The sequence below is a fragment of the Streptomyces sp. AC555_RSS877 genome, from assembly GCF_019049245.1.
GTDB lineage: Bacteria > Actinomycetota > Actinomycetes > Streptomycetales > Streptomycetaceae > Streptomyces.
Window position 1 is genome coordinate 1 of sequence record NZ_JAGMUK010000152.1, and the last position, 234, is coordinate 234.

1 pseudogene is annotated in these 234 nt (G+C 66.7%); it reads left to right on the forward strand.

Annotation, left to right across the window (positions count from 1 at the left end):
* Window positions 1-234 (forward strand): annotated as a pseudogene (locus KUM49_RS37925) (1,4-beta-xylanase); the annotation flags it as partial.

Below are 234 nucleotides of genomic sequence, written 5' to 3' on the forward strand. Positions count from 1 at the left end.
TCCGCCGGACAGCAGTGGAGCGACCGCTACAACCTCAACGTCGCCGTCTCCGGCTCCAGCAACTGGACCGTGACCATGAACGTCCCCTCCCCCGCGAAGATCCTCTCCACCTGGAACACCAGCGCCAGCTACCCCAGCGCCCAGGTGCTGACCGCCAAACCCAACGGCAGCGGCAACACCTTCGGCGTCACCATCCAGCCCAACGGCAACTGGACCTGGCCCACGGTCTCCTGC